The sequence below is a fragment of the Ancylobacter radicis genome, assembly GCF_018449475.1.
Classification (GTDB): Bacteria; Pseudomonadota; Alphaproteobacteria; order Rhizobiales; family Xanthobacteraceae; genus Ancylobacter; species Ancylobacter radicis.
On the sequence record NZ_JAHCQH010000020.1, the window covers coordinates 268660 to 284734 of the forward strand.

Consider the following 16075-nt stretch of genomic DNA (forward strand, 5'->3'; position numbering starts at 1 on the left):
GTCATGGTGTTTGCCTGCACGATACCGGCCCGGCCGACGACGCTGGCCGACGATGAGCGCGTGCGCATCACGCGCTGGGATTTCGAGCCCGGCGCCACCACCGGCTGGCACGAGCACGCGATGGACTATGCCATCGTCTTCGTCACCGACGGGCTGATGGAGATCGACGTGGACGGGACGGTGACGCAGGTCGCCATGGCGGCGGGCGCCGCCTATTCCCGCCCCGCCGGCATCCGCCACGATGTGCGCAATGCCGGCGATGCCCCGATGAGCTTCGTCGAGGTGGAGATGAAATAGCGGACGGGCGGGGCTGTCTGGGCTCATCCCCAGAGCTGACACGCGACGTCGCCGACACCAGTGTGGACGACCGCGCGGACCTGATGGACAGCCTGCGCGGGCTTTGCAGCGGAAGAAGACGCGCGCATACTCCACCCATGACGACCCTGTTCGACAAGGCCATTGCCGCCGCCCGCGCCCTGCCGGATCAGATGCAGGATGATATCGCGCGCGCCCTGCTTGCTCTCGCGGAGGAGCAGGGTGCATCCGTACCCCTGACGTCCAGCGAACGGGCCGCGGTCGAGCGTTCACGCGCGGCCGCTGCGCGGGGCGATTTCGCATCGGATGACGAGGTCCGGGCCGCATGGGCGATGCACGGCCTCTGAGGCTGCGTTATACGCGCCCCGCAGTGGCGGATATCCGGGAGCTTGCGGCCTATATCGCAGCCCACTCCCCGCAATCCGCACGACGGGTAAGCCAGCGCCTGCGTGCGCTGATCGAGCATCTGCCGGATCAACCCTTCCTTGGTCCGCAGACTGAACATCCCGCGATCCGGCGGCTGACCGCGTGGCCCTACCCGTATGTGATCTTCTACGAGGTCACGCCGGATGCCGTGATCATCCATGCCGTGCGCCATGCCAGGCGCGATCCCGCATCGATGCCCTGAGGCGTCACCCCGCCGCGACCGTGTCCGGTACCGTGTTCGGCGGCAGGCGGGCCATGCGGAAGGCTTCCTTCACCAGCGCCGCATTGCCCTCGGCCTCGCTTCCGTCTGGCATCAGCTTGCCGTCCTCAAGGCCGATCCGTGTATCCAGCCCGCGCATCATCGCGTCTTGGTAGAGCGCCCATTTGCTGGCGTCGAAGCCGTGCTGGAGAATGGGCAGATCGAGGCTGGCGCGGGCCAGTACCTTGCGAATGGCGGCGGCGACTTCCAGTCCCTCGGCGGCATCCTGCTCGTTGATCTCGATGAGGATGCGCAACACCTGGCGCGCCTCCGGCAAGGCGACGAAGCGTTCCGCATCGGCCGCCGACCAGAGGCCAGCCTCGATGCCGATGCCGCGCGACAGGCACAGGCGGATCATCTCCGGCGCGTCTTCCTCGATCAGGTTCACCGAGACATAATCCGGCAGCACCTGCCACGCCTGCACCGCCGCCAGCCGGCCGGCGCCGCCGGGGGCGATGCCGGCATGGGTGGAGAGGCCGATCGGCGTGTCCGGCAGCCGCGCGCGGATCGCCTCGATCGCCGCCGCGACGGCCGCCGGCTCCAGCGTTTCCGCCCCGTCGGCCCCGCGCGGGTGCAGATGCAGCTCGCTCGCCCCGGCGGCGACCGCCAGCGCCGCGTCGGTCGCCAGTTCCGCCGGCGTCAGCGGGGTGAAGGCATGAAAGTCCTTGGTCCGCGAACCGTTGAGGCAGGCCTGTAGCATCGAACTCTCCTTGCACCGTCGAGGGTCAACCCGCGGGGTGGCCTTTTCGTTTCAGCCGCATCACCGCCCGGTCCAGCGATTGCAGGAATTCCGAGCGGTCGCGGGGCGCGAAGGCGCGCGGGCCACGGGTAATCTCGCCGGCCTCGCGCAGATCGGTCATCAGGTTGCGGGTCGCCAGCTGCATGCCGATGCTGGCGGCGGTGAAGGGTTTTCCGTTGGGCGCGATCGCCTCGGCACCCTTGGCGACGACGCGGGCGGCGAGCGGCACATCGGCGGTGATGACGATGTCGCCTTCCTCCACCCGCTCGGCGATCCAGTCATCGGCGACATCGAGCCCGGACGGCACGATGACGCGCTCCACCTCCACATCACGCGGCGTGGCGATGTAGCTGTTGGCGACGAGGAAGGTCTTGATGCGGTGGCGGGCGGCGACGCGGTAGGTCTCGTCCTTCACCGGGCAGGCGTCCGCGTCGATATAGATGAAGATCGGCTTCAGCAAAGTAATACCGGCACTCCAGGCGTGAGAACCAAGAAAGAAGGGCTGCCCGCGAGGACAGCCCTTCCCATGTCAGACCGCGGTCCGGCCCGGTAACCGCCAAGAAGGCGGCGCATTGTGTCGCATCACGCGGCACGGACCTCGCAAGAGGCAAGTGTCCAGTTCACGGATACCGACGACCGCGGATCAAGACGATCAGACACTGGATCACCTCCTTTCAATTGTTGACGACCACTGAAGCTTATACCGATTCGCGCATTCGTCATCCCTCCCGGGATGGGTTACGTTCACATAGCGTTACGGCCTGTCAGCCGGGCGTGAGGCGAGGGAATACCCCGGGAGACACCCATGAAACGCTCATCGGCACGCTCATTCGGCTTCACCCTTGCGCGCCCGCTCGCGCCTCTTCTGGGGCTGCTTCTGGCGGGCCTGCTCGCGCTCACCCCCGCCGCCGCCCAGCAGGCGGCGGACGCACAGGCGCCCGAGCGGGCCGGCGCCGCGCTCACCGGTGCCAAGACCGCGACGGGCAAGAACTGGATGGTGACGGCCGCCAACCCGCTGGCCGCCGAGGCCGGCGCGGCGGCGCTGCGCGCGGGCGGCAACGCGATCGACGCCTTAGTGGCGACGCAGCTCGTGCTCGGCCTGGTCGAGCCGCAATCCTCCGGCCTCGGCGGCGGCGCGTTCCTGGTCTATTGGGACGCGGCGCAAAAGCGCCTCACCAGCTTTGACGGGCGCGAGACCGCGCCGCGCGCGGCGACGCCGACGCTGTTCCAGAACGAGAAGGGCGAGCCGCTCGGCTTCATGGCGGCGGTGGTCGGCGGGCGCTCGGTCGGCACCCCCGGCACGCCACGCCTGATGGAGACCGTGCACCGCCGCTACGGCAAGATCGCCTGGGCGCAGCTGTTTCGCCCTGCGCAACATCTGGCGGAGGAGGGTTTTGCGGTCTCGCCGCGCCTTGCCGCGCTGATCGCCGGGGATGTCGAGACGCTGAAGCGCGATGATGCCGCGCGGGCCTATTTCCTCGACGCGCAGGGCGCGCCGCTGAAGGCCGGCACCACGCTGCGCAACCCGGCCTATGCGGCGACGCTGCGCCATCTCGCGGCCTATGGCGCGGATGCCTTCTATGGCGGCGAACTGGCCGCGGCGATCGTGCGCAGCGTGCGCGAGGCGGACAATCCCGGCCTGCTGTCGCTGGGCGATCTGCGCGAATACCGGGTGAAGGAACGCGCGCCGGTCTGCGCGCCCTATCGCGGTTATGAGGTGTGCGGCATGGGTCCGCCGAGTTCCGGCGCGCTCACCCTCGGCCAGATCCTCGGCCTGCTGGACTCCTATGATCTCAAGGCGCTCGGCCCCACCTCGCCGGAGGCCTGGCGGCTGATCGCCGATGCCTCGCGCCTCGCCTTTGCCGACCGCGAACGCTATATGGCCGACAGCGATTTCGTGCCCATGCCGACCAAGGGGCTGCTCGCGCCGGACTATCTCAAGGGGCGGGCGGAACTGCTGAAGGGCGATGACGCGCTGCCCGCCGTCAGCGCGGGCGAGCCGACCTGGGACCATGCCCGCGCTGAGCCGCGCGCGGATGGTGCGGCGCTGGAACTGCCCTCGACCACGCAGGTGACCATTGTCGATGCCGACGGCAATGTCGCCTCCATGACCTCGACCATCGAGGCCGGCTTCGGTTCGCGGCTGATGGTCGGCGGCTTCCTGCTCAATAATGAGCTGACCGACTTCTCCTTCCGCTCGCACAAGGACGGCGTGCCGGTGGCCAACCGGGTGGAGCCGGGCAAGCGCCCGCGCTCCTCCATGGCGCCGACCATCGTGATGCGGGACGGTACGCCGGTGCTGGCACTGGGCTCGCCCGGCGGCAGCCAGATCATCGGTTATGTCGCCAAGACGCTGATCGCCCATCTTGATTGGGGCCTGCCGCTCGATCAGGCCATCGCCGCGCCGAATGTGCTGGCGCGCTTCGACGCGGTGGAGATCGAGGCGGGCACGGCGGCGGAAGGGCTGGCGCCGGAACTGAAGGCGCTCGGCTTCGAGGTGAAGACCGCGCCGATGACCTCGGGCGTGCAAGCGGTGGCGATCACGCCCGACGGCCTGATCGGCGCCGCCGACCCGCGCCGCGAGGGCGTGGCGATCGGGGAATGAGGCAGGGCGATCAACCCCAGAAGGCCGTCATCCCATGGCTTGGCCTCATACATATCGTCATCCCCGGGCTTGACCCGGGGATCCATGACTTTGGGCCCGCGACCAAGGCGTGGATGGCCGGGTCAAGCCCGGCCATGACGGGGTTATCCGTTCGGGGATGACGCTTGCTTGGGTAAGCCTCACCTCAATGGCTGATCATCCACGGCCGCGCCGAGGGGAAGCTCTTGGCTCCGCTCGCGGCGGTGGCCGTCTTGGATTTCTTGGTCCGGCTTTTCATGCCGCCGGAGCAGCAGGAGCAGCCCGAACCGTGCCGCGCGGCGGCGGATTTGGCGGCGAATTCGCCGGTTGTCATGGGGGCGTTGGCGGCCCGCTCATTGGTGGCGTGGGCCACCAGGCTCTCGCGCGCCATGCCGGAGAAATGCGGGGCGGTGAGCATCACGCGCGGGGCGCTCGCGCCGCAATCCGGGCAGGGCTGGGGCGCCTGATATTCGCTCATCGGCCGCATGGCGGTGAAGTCGCCGCAGCTCTCGCAGAGATATTCATAGACGGGCATGGGCGTTCCTTGGGCGTTTCCTCGAACTGAAGAGAGAGCGGGGCGGCGCTCTGCACCGCCCCGCAGCACCGGACGTCAGAGGGGGTCAGAGGTCCGGTGAAAGCGGCATCTGGATCGAGCCGTCGATGAACTGGGTCGGCCCAGCGGCGGTCGGGTTGATGTCGAATTCGAAGATCTCGGTCGGCAGCCACAGCGTGGCGCAGGCATTGGGGATATCGACGACACCCGAAATATGCCCCTGCACCGGCGCGGTGCCGAGGATCGAATAGGCCTGCGCGCCCGAATAGCCGAACTTCTTCAGATATTCGATGGCGTTGAGGCAGGCCTGGCGATAGGCGATGTGCACGTCGAGATAGTGCTGCCCGCCGGCCTCATCGACCGAGATACCCTCGAAGATCAGGTAGTCCTTGTAGTTCGGCGTGATCGGCGACGGTTTGAAGATCGGGTTCTTGATCCCGTATTTGGCCATGCCGCCCTTCAGCACCTCGACCTTGAGGTGCACCCAGCCGGCCATCTCAATAGCGCCGCAGAAGGTGATCTCGCCGTCGCCCTGCGAGAAGTGCAGGTCGCCCATGGAGAGGCCGCCGCCTTCCACATAGACCGGGAAATAGATCTTCGAGCCGCGCGACAGGTCCTTGATGTCGCAATTGCCGCCATGCTCGCGCGGGGGAACGGTGCGCGCGCCGGTGGCGGCCGCCGCCGTCTTCGCATCACCGGTCAGCCGGCCCATATGGGCGGTGGCAGCAAAGGGCGGGGCGGCGAGCGCCGGCACGCGGGTCGGGTTGGTGTCGATCAGCGCCTGCTCGCGGCTGTTCCAGGTCTCCAGCAGCTTCGGGTCGGGCAGGCAGCCGATCAGGCCGGGATGGATCAGCCCGGCGAAGTTCACGCCGGGCACGTGGCGCGAGGAGGTGAACATGCCCTTGAAGTCCCAGATCGACTTCTGGGCGAGAGGGAAATGGTCGGTCAGGAAGCCGCCGCCATTCTTCTTGGAGAAGAAGCCGTTGAAGCCCCACTGGCTGTCCGGCATGGCGCCGATGTCGAGCAGGTCGACCACCAGCAGGTCGCCCGGCTCGGCGCCCTTGACGCCGATCGGGCCGGACAGGAAGTGCACGATCGTCAGGTCGATGTCGCGCACGTCGTCGGCGGAGTTGTTGTTCTTGATGAAGCTACCGGTCCAGTCATAGGTCTCGACGATGAAGTCGTCGCCCGGCTTCACCCAGGCCACCATCGGAATGTCCGGGTGCCAGCGGTTGTGAACCATGTCGTTGTCATAGGCCGACTGGTTCAGGTCGATCTTGATCAGGGTCTCGGTCATGCGTCTCACTCCCCGTGGGCAAGCTGGGATCTTGGCAAGCTGGAATTGGGCAGGCTTGGTAAAAGCGGTCCGGCGGGGGCTCAGACCGACAAAACTCAAACCGACAGGAATCGGGCGACCTTGGCCTCGTCGATGTCGGCGCGCAGGTCCTCATGGACGATCTCGCCATTCTCGATGACGAACACGCGGTCGGCGATGTCGAGGGCGAAGGACAGCACCTGTTCGGACACCACGATGGACAGGCCGCGCTCGTCTCGGATGCGCTTCAACGTGCGGGCCATTTCGCGGATGATCGAGGGCTGGATGCCCTCGGTCGGCTCGTCGAGCAGCAGCACCTTGGGCGCGGTGGCGAGCGCGCGGGCGATGGCGAGCTGCTGCTGCTGGCCGCCGGACAGGTTGCCGCCGCGACGGCCCTTCATCTCCAGCAGCACCGGGAACAGCTCGTAAATGTCCGGCGGCACCTTGCTCTCGCCGCGCGGGATCAGGCCGGTCTCGATGTTCTCCTGCACCGTCATGGTGGAGAAGATCATGCGGCCCTGCGGCACATAGGCGACGCCATTGGCGACGCGCTCATAGCTCTTGAGCTTGGTCACGTCGGTCGAGCCGACGGTGACGGTGCCGCTCTTGGTCGGCACGATGCCCATGAGCGACTTCATGAGCGTGGTCTTGCCCATGCCGTTACGGCCCATGATGGCGATGATCTCGTTGGGCGCGACGTTGAAGTTCAGGCCGTGCAGGACTTCGCTCTCGCCGTAGGAGACGTGCAGGTTGGAGACGTTCAGCATGGGGCGTCCCTCAATGGCCGAGATAGACTTCGATGACCTTGGGGTCCGCCTGGACCTTGGCCATCGAGCCTTCCGAAAGGATCTTGCCCTGGTGCAGCACCGTCACCTTGTGGGCGATGTCCTCGACGAACTTCATGTCGTGCTCGATGACGATCACCGATCGGTTCTTGATGATGGTGTTGAGCAGTTCCGCCGTCTTCTTGCGCTCGGACACGCTCATGCCGGCCACCGGCTCGTCGAGCATCAGGAGTTCCGGGTCCTGGATCAGCAGCATGCCGATCTCCAGCCACTGCTTCTGGCCGTGCGAGAGATATTCGGCGCGCTGGTCGAGCTGGTCGGCGAGGAAGATGGTCTCGGCGATCTCCTGCACCCGCTCCTTCACCGCGGTGTCGCGGCGGAAGGTGAGGGCGCCGACCACGGTGCGCCCCTTGGGGTAGGAGATTTCCAGGTTCTCGAAGACGGTGAGATCTTCATAGATCGACGGGTTCTGGAACTTGCGGCCCACCCCGGCGCGGACGATCTCGTGCTCCTTCATCCGGGTCAGCTCGCGCTCCTTGAAGCGGATCGAGCCGGTGGTCGCCTTGGTGCGCCCGCAGATGAGGTCGAGCACCGTGGTCTTGCCGGCCCCGTTGGGGCCAATGATGACGCGGATCTCGTTCTCGTCGACATAGAAGGACAGGTCGTTGACCGCCTTGAAGCCGTCGAAGGAGACGGTGAGCCCTTCCACCGCCAGGACGAAGTCCTTGTTCATGGTGTCGGTGATGAGTTGGGTGTTCATGGCGCGGTTCTCCTCACTCGGCGGCGGCGGGAGCGATCGGCCCGGAGGCCGGCGGGCTGGCGGAGGGCGGCGCGGCCCGGCGGGTGGGGGCGCCACCGAACAGCGGGCCAAGGCGCGGGGCGACATAGCTCTGCCAGAGACCGGCAATGCCGTTCGGGAAGATCAGCACCACGGCGATGAACAGGCCGCCGAGGCCGAACAGCCAGAGTTCGGGGAAGCTCTCGGAGAAGGAGGTCTTCGCCCAGTTCACCAGCAGCGTGCCGTAGATGGCGCCGAGGATGGAGAGGCGCCCGCCGACCGCCGTGTAGATGACCATCTCAATGGAGGGCACGATGCCGACGAAGGAGGGCGACATGAAGCCGACCTGCAGCGTGAACATCGCCCCGCCAATGGCCGAGAGCGAGGCGGCGAGGCAGAAGACGAAGATCTTGAACGAGGAGACGTCATAGCCCGAGAAGCGCACCCGGTCCTCCTTGTCGCGCATGGCGACGAGGATGCGGCCGAGCTTGGAGGACTTCACGAAATAGGCGAGCAGGATGCAGGCGAGCAGCAGGCCGACGCAGATGAAGTAGAGGATGGTCTTGGCGCTGTCGGTGCGGATGTCCCAGCCGTGCAGGCTGCGCAGGTCGGTAATGCCGTTGATGCCGCCGGTATAGCCCTGCTGGCCGATGATCAGGATGGTGAGGATGGCGGCCAGCGCCTGGGTGATGATGGCGAAATAGACGCCGCCCACCCGCCGCTTGAACATGGCGAAGCCGACGATGAAGGCGAAGATCGCCGGCACCACGATCACCGCCAGCGTGGTGAAGCCGAAGCTGCGGAACGGCTCCCAGAACCACGGCAGCGAGGTGATCTGGTTCCAGTCCATGAAGTCCGGGATGCCCGGCGTCGACTGGATCTTGGTGTTCTCGGGGCTGGAGGCTTCCAGCTTGAGATACATCGCCATGCAGTAGCCGCCGAGGCCGAAGAACACGCCCTGGCCGAGCGAGAGAATGCCGGCATAGCCCCAGCACAGCACGAGGCCGAGCGCCACGAATGCGTAGGTCAGGTACTTGCCGACGAACTGCAGGCGGAAATTGTCCAGCGCCAGCGGCAGCACGACGAGCAGGAGGAGAGCGAGCAGCGCGATCCCGATCATGTCCTGCGGGCGCAGGAAGAAGGTGCGTGCGGATTTGGGGGCAGGAATGGTCATGGACGCCTCCTCAACGACGGACCTTGATGACGAACAGGCCCTGGGGTCGCAGCATCAGGATGATGACCACCCCGAGCAGCGTCAGAACCTTGGCCATCGAGCCGGAGAGGAAGAACTCCATGGTCGATTGGGCCTGCGAGATGGTGAAGGCGGAAGCGATGGTGCCGAGCAGGCTCTGCGCGCCGCCGAAGACGACGACCAGGAAGGTGTCGACGATGTAGAGCTGGCCGGAGGTCGGGCCGGTCGAGCCGATCATGGTGAAGGCCGAGCCGGCCACCCCGGCGATGCCGCAGCCGAGGCCGAAGGTGTAGCGGTCGACCTTCTCGGTATTGATGCCGACGGCGCCGGCCATGACGCGGTTCTGCACCACGGCGCGCACCTGCTTGCCCCAGCTCGACTTGTACATGAGCACGGCGACGGCGACGGTAATGGCGATGGTCAGGCCCATGACGAACAGGCCGTTGATCTGCACCTCGACCACCTCGGTGACCGGGAGCGAGCCCATCATCCAGCTCGGCAGCTCGACGCCGACCTCGCGCGGGCCGAAGACCGTGCGGTAGAGCTGCTGGAGGATCAGGCTGAGGCCCCAGGTGGCCAGCAGCGTGTCGAGCGGGCGTTTGTAGAGCCGGCGGATCATCAGCCATTCCACCGCCATGCCGAGTGCGCCGGTGACGAAGAAGGCCAGTATCATCGCAATGAAAAAGTAAATGCCGAACAGGCCGGGAATGAAATTCAGGAAGAATTGCGAGGTGAAATAGGTGACATAGGCGCCGAGGATCATGAACTCGCCATGGGCCATGTTGATGACGCCCATCTGGCCGAAGATGATCGCCAGCCCCAGCGCCATCAGCAGGAAGACCGAGAACAGGATCAGCCCGGCAAAGCCCTGCATCAGGAAAATGGAGCTCAGCTCCGTCAGCGAATATTCAGAAAACATTCAGGAATCCCCCGGCGTGCGCGCGAGCGGCGCGGTCTCCGTCAACGGAAAGAGCCCCGGAGAGGGCGCGCGCCCTCTCCGGGTGGGAACGTCAGCCGATCACTGGTAGCCCTTCGGGAACGGATCGGGCTCGATCAGCTCGGGGGTCTCGAACACCACCTTGAACTGGCCGTCGAGCTGCGCCTGGCCGACGCGGGTCTTGGACCACAGATGGTGGTTGGGGTGGATCTTGACGTAGCCTTCCGGCGCCTTGGGGAACTCGATGCCGGCCGAGGCCTCGGCGATCTTGTCGACGTCGAAGGAGCCGGCCTTCTCGACGGTGAGTTTCCACAGCCACGGCCCGAGATAGGCGGCCTGGGTGACGTCGCCGATCACGGTCTTCTCGCCCCACATCTTCTTGAAAGCGGCGACGAAGTCCTTGTTGTTCGGGTTGTCGAGCGACTGGAAGTACTTCATGCAGCTATAGGCGCCGGCGAAGTTCTCGCCGCCGATGCCGTCGATCTCGTCCTCGGTGACCGAGATGGTCAGCAGTGTCTGCTTGTTGAGGTCGATGCCGGCGGCCTTGAGCTGCTTGTAGAAGGCGACGTTCGAGCCACCGACCACGGCGGCGTAGATCACGTCCGGCTTGGTCAGCTTGATCTTGTTGATCACCGAGTTGAACTGGGTGTGGCCGAGCGGGAAATATTCCTCGCCGGAGACCTTGCCGCCCAGATGCGCCTCGATGTGCTTGCGGGCGATCTTCATCGACGTGCGCGGCCAGATGTAATCCGAGCCGATGAGGTAGAAGCTCTTGGCGCTCTTGGTCTTGTTGACCCAGTCGAGGCCGGCGAGGATCTGCTGCGTGGCTTCCTGGCCGGTGTAGATGACGTTCTTGGACTGCTCCAGGCCTTCATAGAAGGTCGGGTAGTACAGCATGCCGTTATACTGCTCGAACACCGGCAGCACCGCCTTGCGCGAGGCCGAGGTCCAGCAGCCCATGACGGCCGCGACCTTGTCGTTGACCAGCAGCTTCTTGGCCTTCTCGGCGAAGGTCGGCCAGTCGGACGCGCCGTCTTCCTGGATGTACTTGATCTTGCGGCCGAGCACGCCGCCCATGGCGTTGATCTGCTCGATGGCGAGCTTCTCGGCCTGCACCGAGCCGGTCTCGGAAATGGCCATGGTGCCGGTGACCGAGTGAAGGATGCCAACCGTCACTTCCGTGTCGGTGACGGCAAGTCCCGTCGTGTTGACGGCCGACGTCGCAGGCGTCTGGGCATAGGCCGGCGAGGAAAAGAGCCCGCTCGACGCCAGCATGGGCACGGCCGGAAGCGCGGCCATTCCCATCAAAAGCTTGCGGCGCGTGCTGGAAAGCTTTGACGGATTGTCGTTCTCGGAAGACATACGTTCCCCTCCACGGGTTTGACGTGGCATCAACAAGCTTCTCGATGTGCTTGCATTGTGCGGATCGTGGGGGGCGATGCGGCGGCGCAGCAATACGTCGATTGACGTATAGGGGAATTCACAGCGCGGCCTCACAGTCGGTCCTACGCTACGGCAGCCCGTGTTGCCGTGAAGGCGAAGCTTTTCGCGCGCGCGCGCGAAGAAAAACCCGTGTCTATTCGAAAATTTAGCGACAATTTGTCTGTTTCGGCGGCAGTCTGCCGTGAATATTATTGGATGACGGGAGGGTGCGACAGGCCGTCATCCCGTCCTGAATGGTAAAATCGGTTCCGCTGCACAGGGTGGAACGGTTTGTGCTTGGTGTGGTGCGGTGGGCTGAAACACCAGCCCAATGCAGCGGTGCAACAACAAGAAAGTGCTGGGGAGGGCGAGCGCGTAAGCATGTCGGGCGTCGAAGCGGCGAGGCAAACCCCCATGGCGGCAGAACAGAAGATCGTTCGCGTTCGGCGCCGCTACAATCAGTGGGTCGTCAACGAGACGCTGGAGGATTACGCGCTCCGCTTCACGGCGAAGAGTGCGCGCCGCTGGTCCGCGCTGCGCGTGGCGAACACGGCGCTGGGCGCGGTCTCGTTTCTGGCGCTGGAGGCGATCGGCGGCGCCATCACGCTCGCCTATGGCTTTCCCAATGCGGTGGCGGCGATCCTCGTGGTCAGCCTCATCATCTTCGCCGCCGGCCTGCCGATCAGCTATTACGCCGCCAAATTCGGCGTGGACATCGATCTGCTGACCCGCGGCGCCGGCTTCGGCTATATCGGCTCGACCATCACCTCGCTGATCTACGCCTCCTTCACCTACCTGTTCTTCGCCATCGAGGCGGCGATCATGGCGCTGGCGCTGGAGATGTGCTTCGGCGTGCCGCTGATGGTCGGCTATTTCATCAGCGCGCTGGTGGTCATCCCGCTGGTGACGCATGGCATCACCTTCATCAGCCGGTTCCAGCTCTGGACCCAGCCCTTCTGGCTGCTGCTGAACATCATCCCCTTCATCTTCATCTTCGCCTTCCATGGCGATGCCTTCGAGGGGTGGGAGAACTATACCGGGCGGATCGGCGCCACCGATGGCTCGTTCGATCCGCTGCTGTTCGGCGCCGCAACCACCGTGGTGTTCGCGCTGGTGGCGCAGATCGGCGAGCAGGTGGACTTCCTGCGCTTCCTGCCGCGCCGGGCACCGGGGCGCTCCGCGCTGGTGCGCAACGGCGTGTGGTGGCTGGCGCTGCTCTCGGCCGGGCCGGGCTGGATCGTGCCCGGTGCCATAAAGATGATCGCCGGCTCCTTCCTTGCCTATTTCGCGCTCACCCACGGCGTGCCGTTCCTGCACGCCGCCGAGCCGACCCAGATGTATCTGGTGGCGTTCGAGACGGTGTTCTCGCCACCGGTGGCGCTGGCCTTCACCGGCGTGTTCGTCATTCTGGCGCAGCTCAAGATCAACGTGACCAACTCCTATGCGGGGTCGATCGCCTGGTCGAACTTCTTCTCCCGGCTGACCCACAGCCATCCCGGCCGCGTGGTCTGGCTGGTGTTCAACGTCACCATCGCGCTGCTGCTGATGGCGCTCGGCATCTACAAGGTGCTGGAGCAGATCCTCGGCCTCTACGCCATCATCGCGGTGGCGTGGGTGGCGGCGCTGGTGGCCGATCTCGTGGTCAACAAGCCGATGGGCTGGAGCCCGGCCGGCATCGAGTTCAAGCGGGCGCATCTGTACGACATCAACCCGGTCGGGCTCGGCGCGGTGCTGGCCGGCACGGTGCTCGGCAGCATGGCCTTCAGCGGCCTGTTCGGCGCGGTGGCGCAGGCCTTCTCGCCCTTCCTGGCGCTGGTGGTCTCCTTCGTCACCGCCCCGGCCATCGCCTTCGGCACCAAGGGCCGCTACTACATTGCCCGCCGCACCACCCGGAACTGGCAGTCCCGCACCACGCTCAAATGCTGTATCTGCGAGCATAAATTCGAGCCGGAGGACATGGCGCACTGCCCGGTCTATGCCGGGCCGATCTGCTCGCTGTGCTGCTCGCTCGATGCGCGCTGCCATGACCGCTGCAAGGAAGACGCGCGCTTTCCCGACCAGATCCTCGCCGTGCTGCGCAAGACGCTGCCGGGCTGGGCGGTGGCGCAGATCAATTCGCGCATCGGCCACTATATCGGCGTGCTGTCGCTGCTCGCTCTGGTCATCGCGGCGATCCTCGGCGTCATCTATCTCCAGGCGAGCTTCGCTCCGCCGGACGAGCGGGCGGCGGTCGGCAGCGTGCTGTTCACCCTGTATTTCATCCTGCTCATCATCGCCGGCGTTGCCGCCTGGCTGTTCGTGCTGGCGCAGGAGAGCCGGCGCGTGGCGCAGGAGGAGAGCCACCGCCAGACCGCGCTGCTGATGCGCGAGATCGAGGCGCACAAGCGCACCGATGCCAAGCTGCAAAAGGCCAAGGAGGTCGCCGAGGCGGCCAATCTGGCCAAGAGCCGCTATGTGGTGGGCATCAGCCACGAGCTGCGCACGCCGCTCAACGCCATTCTTGGCTATGCCCAGCTTCTGGAGCGTGATTCCGCCATTCCCGTGCACCGGCGCGACGCGGTGCGGGTGGTGCGCCGCTCGGCCGAGCATCTGTCGGGGCTGATCGACGGCCTGCTCGACATTTCCAAGATCGAGGCCGGGCGACTGCACCTGTCGCGCGACGAGGTGCGCATCGGCGAGTTCCTCGACCAGGTGGTCGACATGTTCCGCCTGCAGGCGACCGCGAAGGGCATCGACTTCGTCTATGTCCGGCCCGAGCGCCTGCCGGCGGTGGTCTATACCGACGAGAAGCGGCTGCGGCAGATCCTCATCAACCTGCTCTCCAACGCCATCAAGTTCACCGCCAGCGGGCGGGTGGCGCTGCGCGTCGCCTATCGCAACCAGGTGGCCGAGTTCGAGGTGGAGGATACCGGCATCGGCATTCCTGCCGCCGACCACAAGCGCATCTTCGAGCCGTTCGAGCGCGGGGAGCGGGCGGGCACCTATTCCACCGCCGGCATCGGCCTCGGCCTCACCATCACCAAGCTGCTGACCGAGATCATGGGCGGGGAGATCGCGCTCACCTCGGCGCCGGGGGAGGGCAGCATCTTCCGCGTCAAGCTGATGCTGTCGGAAGTGACCAACCCCTCGCGCCTCGGGCCGATCCAGCACCGGCGGATCGTCGGCTATGCCGGCCCGCGCCGCACGATTCTGGTGGCCGATGACGACGCCGCCCATCGCGACCTGATGCATGAGCTGCTGGTGCCGCTCGGCTTCACCGTGCTCGCCGCGGTCGATGGCGTCGCCGCGCTCGACATGGTCCGGCAATGGGACCCGGACGTGCTGCTGCTCGACATCTCCATGCCCGGCCTCAATGGCTGGGAGGTGGTGCGCCTCGTGCGCGACGAGGGCTTCGCGCGGCTGAAGATCGTCATGATCTCGGCCAATGCCGGCGAGATCCGCGAGGGGCTGGCGGCCCGCCAGCATGACGATCAGGTGGTCAAGCCGGTGCATCTGCGCGGCCTGCTGGAGAAGCTGGAAAAGCTGCTGGAACTGCAATGGATCGGCGAGGGCGAGATGCTGCCGGCGAGCGCGCCGGTGCCGATCGCCAGCCTGCGCCCGCCGGCGGGTCGCCATGTCGAGGATCTGATGAAGCTCGGCGAGATCGGCTATGTGCGCGGCATCAAGGCCAAGCTCACCGAGATCGAGGGCGACGCCCCCGAGAACGGCGCCTTCGTCGCGCATATGCGCGATCTCATGGAAACCTTCGACCTCAAGCAATACATGGCCGTCCTGGAGGCGTTGCGCAGCAATGATGCATAGCGTGGAGCGCCGCGACATCATCCTCGTGGTGGACGATTCCCCCGAGACGCTCAGCCTCCTCACGGATGCGCTGGAGGCGGCTGGCGCCACCGTGCTGGTGGCGGTGGAGGGCGCCAACGCGCTCGCCCTGGTCGAGCGCATTACCCCCGACGTCATTCTGATGGACGCGGTGATGCCCGGCATGGACGGTTTCGAGACCTGCCGCCAGCTCAAGCGCAACAAGGCCGTGGCCCATGTGCCGGTGATCTTCATGACCGGCCTGTCGGAGACCGAGCAGATCGTGAAGGGGCTGGAGGCGGGCGGGGTCGATTATGTGACCAAGCCGATCTCGCCGGACGAGCTGATCGCCCGCATCCGCGTGCATCTGTCCAATGCCCGGCAGACTCACAGCGCCCGCGCCGCGCTGGACGCCTCCGGCCGTTTCCTGCTGTCCGCCACCCGCGCCGGGCGGGTGCTGTGGAGCACGCCGCAGGCGACCACGCTGCTCGCCGCCATCACCACCTCGCCGCCGGGCGACAGCCTGATGCTGCCCGAGCCGGTGTGCCGCTGGCTGGCCGGGCGCCGGGGCGACGAGGCGGGCGCGGCGCCCGATGCCATCGACCTGCCGCTGGAGGGCAGCCCGCGCCGGCTGAAGCTCTCCTATGTCGGGCAGATCGGCCCGGAGGAACTGCTGCTGCGCATCCTTGAGGATGAGAGCCTGCCGCCCGAGCAGGTGCTCAAGGCCAAGCTGAACCTCACCGGGCGCGAGGCGGAAGTGCTGATGTGGGTCGCCCGCGGCAAGGCGAACCGCGATATCGGCGAAATTCTCGGCCTGTCGCCGCGCACGGTGAACAAGCACCTCGAACAGATCTACTCCAAGATCGGGGTCGAGAACCGGGCCGCCGCGACGGCGCTGGCGGTCACCGCGCTGGCGCCGAAATAGGCACGTTT

15 protein-coding genes are annotated in these 16075 nt (G+C 66.1%); 6 read left to right on the plus strand and 9 right to left on the minus strand.

The window, feature by feature from the left end; genetic code table 11:
- The first annotated feature begins 3 nt into the window (after positions 1-3).
- From KIP89_RS16035 to KIP89_RS16045, 3 genes are all read left to right on the plus strand, one after another.
- Positions 4-297 carry a cupin domain-containing protein gene (locus KIP89_RS16035; RefSeq protein WP_213756574.1) on the plus strand — a complete coding sequence of 98 codons (294 nt, stop codon included), beginning with the start codon at positions 4-6 and terminating at the stop codon, positions 295-297.
- A 137-nt stretch (positions 298-434) separates the two neighbouring features.
- Positions 435-662 carry a hypothetical protein gene (locus tag KIP89_RS16040; protein ID WP_213756575.1) on the plus strand — a complete coding sequence of 76 codons (228 nt, stop codon included), beginning with the start codon at positions 435-437 and terminating at the stop codon, positions 660-662.
- A complete protein-coding gene (locus KIP89_RS16045) occupies positions 641-943 on the plus strand; it encodes a type II toxin-antitoxin system RelE/ParE family toxin (protein ID WP_250152550.1) in 303 nt (100 codons plus the stop codon). Before KIP89_RS16040 ends, KIP89_RS16045 begins: the two co-directional genes overlap by 22 nt.
- Positions 944-947: 4 nt before the next feature.
- Here the strand turns inward: KIP89_RS16045 and KIP89_RS16050 are convergent, their stop codons facing one another.
- Both KIP89_RS16050 and KIP89_RS16055 read right to left on the minus strand, forming a co-directional pair.
- Positions 948-1700, minus strand: coding sequence for a 3-keto-5-aminohexanoate cleavage protein (locus KIP89_RS16050; RefSeq protein ID WP_213756576.1), 753 nt, complete (start codon positions 1698-1700; stop codon positions 948-950).
- Positions 1701-1725: 25 nt separating this feature from the next.
- Positions 1726-2199, minus strand: coding sequence for a YaiI/YqxD family protein (locus KIP89_RS16055; protein WP_213756577.1), 474 nt, complete (start codon positions 2197-2199; stop codon positions 1726-1728).
- A gap of 345 nt (positions 2200-2544) precedes the next feature.
- Here KIP89_RS16055 and ggt point away from each other — a divergent pair, with 345 nt between their 5' ends.
- Positions 2545-4344: a gamma-glutamyltransferase gene (gene ggt, locus KIP89_RS16060; RefSeq protein WP_213756578.1), complete on the plus strand. Its 1800-nt coding sequence runs from the start codon at positions 2545-2547 to the stop codon at positions 4342-4344.
- A 184-nt stretch (positions 4345-4528) separates the two neighbouring features.
- Here the strand turns inward: ggt and KIP89_RS16065 are convergent, their stop codons facing one another.
- From KIP89_RS16065 to urtA, 7 genes are all read right to left on the minus strand, one after another.
- A complete protein-coding gene (locus KIP89_RS16065) occupies positions 4529-4897 on the minus strand; it encodes an FmdB family zinc ribbon protein (protein WP_213756579.1) in 369 nt (122 codons plus the stop codon).
- A gap of 85 nt (positions 4898-4982) precedes the next feature.
- On the minus strand, positions 4983-6212 hold the full coding sequence (fmdA, locus tag KIP89_RS16070) for a formamidase (protein WP_213756580.1): 1230 nt from the start codon (positions 6210-6212) through the stop codon (positions 4983-4985).
- A 95-nt stretch (positions 6213-6307) separates the two neighbouring features.
- On the minus strand, positions 6308-6997 hold the full coding sequence (gene urtE, locus KIP89_RS16075; protein ID WP_213756581.1) for an urea ABC transporter ATP-binding subunit UrtE: 690 nt from the start codon (positions 6995-6997) through the stop codon (positions 6308-6310).
- A 10-nt stretch (positions 6998-7007) separates the two neighbouring features.
- Positions 7008-7775 (minus strand): urea ABC transporter ATP-binding protein UrtD, encoded by a 768-nt coding sequence (gene urtD / locus KIP89_RS16080; protein ID WP_213756582.1) that lies wholly within the window; start codon positions 7773-7775, stop codon positions 7008-7010.
- A 13-nt stretch (positions 7776-7788) separates the two neighbouring features.
- The gene (gene urtC, locus KIP89_RS16085) at positions 7789-8967 is read right to left on the minus strand and encodes an urea ABC transporter permease subunit UrtC (protein WP_213756583.1); all 1179 of its coding nucleotides are present in this window, start codon (positions 8965-8967) and stop codon (positions 7789-7791) included.
- A 10-nt stretch (positions 8968-8977) separates the two neighbouring features.
- Positions 8978-9904, minus strand: coding sequence for an urea ABC transporter permease subunit UrtB (gene urtB / locus KIP89_RS16090; RefSeq protein WP_213756584.1), 927 nt, complete (start codon positions 9902-9904; stop codon positions 8978-8980).
- Between the two features lie 99 nt (positions 9905-10003).
- On the minus strand, positions 10004-11284 hold the full coding sequence (urtA, locus tag KIP89_RS16095) for an urea ABC transporter substrate-binding protein (protein WP_213756585.1): 1281 nt from the start codon (positions 11282-11284) through the stop codon (positions 10004-10006).
- 474 nt (positions 11285-11758) lie between these two features.
- On the opposite strand from urtA, the gene KIP89_RS16100 reads away from it, so the two are divergent.
- Together KIP89_RS16100 and KIP89_RS16105 are read left to right on the plus strand one after the other, a co-directional pair.
- Positions 11759-15145 (plus strand): hybrid sensor histidine kinase/response regulator, encoded by a 3387-nt coding sequence (locus KIP89_RS16100; protein WP_213756586.1) that lies wholly within the window; start codon positions 11759-11761, stop codon positions 15143-15145.
- Positions 15135-16067, plus strand: a complete 933-nt coding sequence (locus KIP89_RS16105) for a response regulator (RefSeq protein WP_213756587.1) — start codon at positions 15135-15137, stop codon at positions 16065-16067. Before KIP89_RS16100 ends, KIP89_RS16105 begins: the two co-directional genes overlap by 11 nt.
- Positions 16068-16075 lie beyond the last annotated feature (8 nt).

Coding starts and splice junctions, on each gene's coding strand:
- urtD (WP_213756582.1), bottom strand. CDS start 7,775: ATGAACACCCAACTCATCACCGACACCATGAACAAGGACTTCGTCCTG.
- KIP89_RS16050 (WP_213756576.1), bottom strand. CDS start 1,700: ATGCTACAGGCCTGCCTCAACGGTTCGCGGACCAAGGACTTTCATGCC.
- KIP89_RS16035 (WP_213756574.1), top strand. CDS start 4: ATGGTGTTTGCCTGCACGATACCGGCCCGGCCGACGACGCTGGCCGAC.
- urtE (WP_213756581.1), bottom strand. CDS start 6,997: ATGCTGAACGTCTCCAACCTGCACGTCTCCTACGGCGAGAGCGAAGTC.
- urtC (WP_213756583.1), bottom strand. CDS start 8,967: ATGACCATTCCTGCCCCCAAATCCGCACGCACCTTCTTCCTGCGCCCG.
- KIP89_RS16040 (WP_213756575.1), top strand. CDS start 435: ATGACGACCCTGTTCGACAAGGCCATTGCCGCCGCCCGCGCCCTGCCG.
- KIP89_RS16105 (WP_213756587.1), top strand. CDS start 15,135: ATGATGCATAGCGTGGAGCGCCGCGACATCATCCTCGTGGTGGACGAT.
- KIP89_RS16065 (WP_213756579.1), bottom strand. CDS start 4,897: ATGCCCGTCTATGAATATCTCTGCGAGAGCTGCGGCGACTTCACCGCC.
- KIP89_RS16045 (WP_250152550.1), top strand. CDS start 641: ATGGGCGATGCACGGCCTCTGAGGCTGCGTTATACGCGCCCCGCAGTG.
- fmdA (WP_213756580.1), bottom strand. CDS start 6,212: ATGACCGAGACCCTGATCAAGATCGACCTGAACCAGTCGGCCTATGAC.
- ggt (WP_213756578.1), top strand. CDS start 2,545: ATGAAACGCTCATCGGCACGCTCATTCGGCTTCACCCTTGCGCGCCCG.
- urtA (WP_213756585.1), bottom strand. CDS start 11,284: ATGTCTTCCGAGAACGACAATCCGTCAAAGCTTTCCAGCACGCGCCGC.
- KIP89_RS16100 (WP_213756586.1), top strand. CDS start 11,759: ATGGCGGCAGAACAGAAGATCGTTCGCGTTCGGCGCCGCTACAATCAG.
- urtB (WP_213756584.1), bottom strand. CDS start 9,904: ATGTTTTCTGAATATTCGCTGACGGAGCTGAGCTCCATTTTCCTGATG.